Origin of the sequence: Mesorhizobium sp. M1399 (genome assembly GCF_040317735.1) — a bacterium.
GTDB lineage: Bacteria > Pseudomonadota > Alphaproteobacteria > Rhizobiales > Rhizobiaceae > Mesorhizobium.
Genome location: NZ_JAMYKZ010000060.1, coordinates 1 through 3026 on the forward strand (window position 1 = coordinate 1; position 3026 = coordinate 3026).

Below are 3026 nucleotides of genomic sequence, written 5' to 3' on the forward strand. Positions count from 1 at the left end.
GCGGAGCCTGCGGCCGCGTCTGCCCGAAGAACTGCCAGACCCATGTTGCGGCCGACCACGTCGCAGCATGATCTGAGGAGACAAAACCAGGAGAACGGCGTTGCCCTTAAAAATCTTTTGTCGCGTCCTGGGGCTGGTCCTCTGCAGCAACGCTCTGATTGTCTACTTCGCTTCTCATTGCATCCGCACAGTAGTCGTCACGACGCTGGCTTGTTCGTTGCTCCTTCAGTTGGCCTATTTCGCAAGCGTGCTCTTTCTGATCTGGCGGTCTGGCTGCGTTAACCGAGCTGGCCAAAGGGCTGCGTATTTCGGCAGTTGCAAGGAGGTTGTATCCGAGCCACACGTTGATGAGGTCACGAATGAGTCCGCAAATTTGCTCCAGCGCGATAAAATGCTGGCCATATCGCTGCTGCTGCCTTGAGGCGCCATGACAAGGTCAGTGCTCAAGCTGGCAAACTTTGGACCAATCACAAACATTAAGGAGATATTAGAAGGAATACTGATGACCCCAATCCGGTCATTGTAGTTACTCCAGGAGATGCAGTTCTTGAATCCCATACGCATTGGTTCTCTCGCAGGCCGGCGTGCGGTTGCAACTCTCAATGACGAACGAGGCGCTGGAAATCGTAAATGGGAATATTGTGGCGCCGGAAATGCAGATGACGTCAAATCAAGGACGCCTCCATATGAATCGTGGATGGCTCATTCTGCTCCATCGCGTGTTGCCGGAGAGAAAATGCTCGAAAAGTTTGGACACTATCCGCTCACATTTGGACCCACGCCCATCGAGAAGCTCGACCGCCTCTCCAGGCAGGCAACGTGAAAATCTACGCCAAACGCGAGGACTGCAACTCCGGTCTCGCGTTCGGCGGAAACCAGCTCCGCAAGCTCGAATACATCATCCCCGACGCAATCGCGTCAAATGCTGATACGCTCGTCACCCTCGGCGGCGTGCAGTCCAACCACACGCGCATGGTCGCCGCGGTCGCCACCAAGATTGGCATGAAATGTCTCTTGGTTCAGGAGAGATGGGTACCCCACGAGGATGCCGTCTACGACCGGGTCGGCAACATTCTCTTGAGCCAGATCATGGGAGCAGAAGTACGCCTCGTCGACGAGGGCTTCGATATCGGCAACCGCCGCAATTGGGAACAGGCGCTCGATGAAGTCAAGTCAAGGGGCCTTATGCGATACCAGCTGGAGCGTCTGTTCACCCGAACGGCGGCCTGGGCTACGTGGGTTCGCGGAGGAGGTGCGCGCTCAGGAAAAACAGCTTGGGTTTGCCTTCGACTATATCGTTGTTTGCACGGTCACAGGTTCAACGCATGCCGGCATGCTCGTCCAATTCGCCCATCACGGTCGACAGCGCATATGGTCGGTATCGATGCCTCTGCCACCCCCGCAAAGACCAAAGGCGCAGGTGCTAAAGATTGCCCAACATACAGCGGAGCTCGTCGATCTCGGAACGGAACGGAGATGACGTGGTGTTGCTCAAGGACTACGCATACCCGCACTATGACATTCCGTCCGAGGAAACGAAGGAGGCCATCCGCCTGTGTGCGCGGCTCGAGGCAATCATTACTGATCCCCTCTACGAGGGCAAATCGATGCAAGGAATGAAGGACCTCGTCCAGCAGGGCTTGTTTCCGGAAGGGTCGAGGATCCTCTACGCGCATCTCGGCGGCGCGCCGGCTATCAACGGGTATGGTTACACCTTCCGCAGCGGCTGACGCTCGACAGATTGCAATTTAGCCGTCCTGCCGTTCCGGCGATGCGCCCAAAGTTGGTCCGAGGGCCGCCCAGCAAACCGAGGGAGCCGGAGGTTGATTGCCGCAGAACGCGAAGCTGACCGAGTTCATTTGGAAAATTTAATCAATGGATTGCTGAGGAAATTGGAGAGGGTTATCGTGAAATATTACAATCCTAGTTGATGGACCGATATCATAAGAGACATAATTCAATGTCTGTTGGCGGGTGAAACAACTTCTATCAATTTAACAAATTAGAGTTGTTATTTGAAAGTTCAGGATTGACCAGAGCGCGAGAAAAGTGGAGGCATATCGGATGATCTTACAGGAACTGGGCTCTGCCATTCCGGGTGGCAGGGACTTAGAAATAACGACGACCACCGGCTGCATCGTCGGATGTTCTTATTGTCCACAGGACAAGTTCGCCCGTCGGCAAAGAGCGGTCTCTCATGTGAAGCATCTTCATACTGGAGATTTCAAGCGACGTCTGGCGCGCGTTCCAACTTCCGTCGACATTAGTTTCGCCGGGTACTCCGAGCCTTGGCTCAATCCGGATTGCACCAAAATGGTCGAGCACGCTTACGCCAGAGGCCATGGCATCCGGATATTCACGACGCTTGTAGGAATGAAGGGGCGGGATCTACACCGCTTGCAAGCGCTGCGCTCAAGGGTATTCGTGGTCCATGTTCTCGATGATGGCGCATACATGAATAGCCGTCTTGTCGGAGACAAGTATCTCGCTTTGATTCGTCAAATGGTCGATACAGACATCGCCTCAATTCGGTTTATAGTCTTGGGCGAGGTTCATCCGGACATCGCCGGCATAATCCCGGCCGAAGCGCTAGTTCACGCGCGGCCTCTGAGCAGCAGGGGTGGAAGCGTTGATCCGAAGGTCGTCGAACCACGGCAGCCAGTCGTCGGCGCACTGACATGCGTTGACGAACGGCAGTATCGGAAGGTTCTTCTCCCAAACGGTGACGTTACGCTCTGCTGCATGGATTTTGAACGGCGCCACGTATTAGGCAATCTTCTGCGCGACGAATACGCAGATCTTTTTGAAGGGCCGTTTTTAGCCGAATCGTCGACCGCATGAATGGGACGGATGGCTTTCTGCTTTGTAGGATGTGCGAATATGCCCATCCAAAAGCGTCCGCATGCTGACGGAGGTCGGCAAACCGCCTGAAGCGCGAGAGAATTGACCTGATGAGGTTGTCTAATCGCCGCTGGGACGTCAAGCATGTAATTGCGTTGAGACGACGCTGCCGGGTGCATGGTTGT

At 54.8% G+C, this 3026-nt stretch carries 2 protein-coding genes and 2 pseudogenes; all 4 read left to right on the forward strand.

Annotated elements, in window-relative coordinates; translation table 11 throughout:
- Nucleotides 1–71: pseudogene (locus NKH05_RS32790) on the forward strand (ferredoxin III, nif-specific); the annotation flags it as partial.
- Nucleotides 72–100: 29 nt separating this feature from the next.
- On the forward strand, nt 101–421 hold the full coding sequence (locus NKH05_RS32795; RefSeq protein ID WP_353027088.1) for an exopolysaccharide production repressor protein: 321 nt from the start codon (nt 101–103) through the stop codon (nt 419–421).
- 315 nt (nt 422–736) lie between these two features.
- Nucleotides 737–1730 (forward strand): annotated as a pseudogene (locus NKH05_RS32800) (1-aminocyclopropane-1-carboxylate deaminase).
- A gap of 334 nt (nt 1731–2064) precedes the next feature.
- On the forward strand, nt 2065–2841 hold the full coding sequence (locus NKH05_RS32805; protein WP_353027090.1) for a radical SAM/SPASM domain-containing protein: 777 nt from the start codon (nt 2065–2067) through the stop codon (nt 2839–2841).
- Nucleotides 2842–3026 lie beyond the last annotated feature (185 nt).

What these genes read in the sequence shown, in the direction of transcription:
- NKH05_RS32805 (WP_353027090.1), top strand. Translation starts at nt 2,065, where the DNA reads ATGATCTTACAGGAACTGGGCTCTGCCATTCCGGGTGGCAGGGACTTA.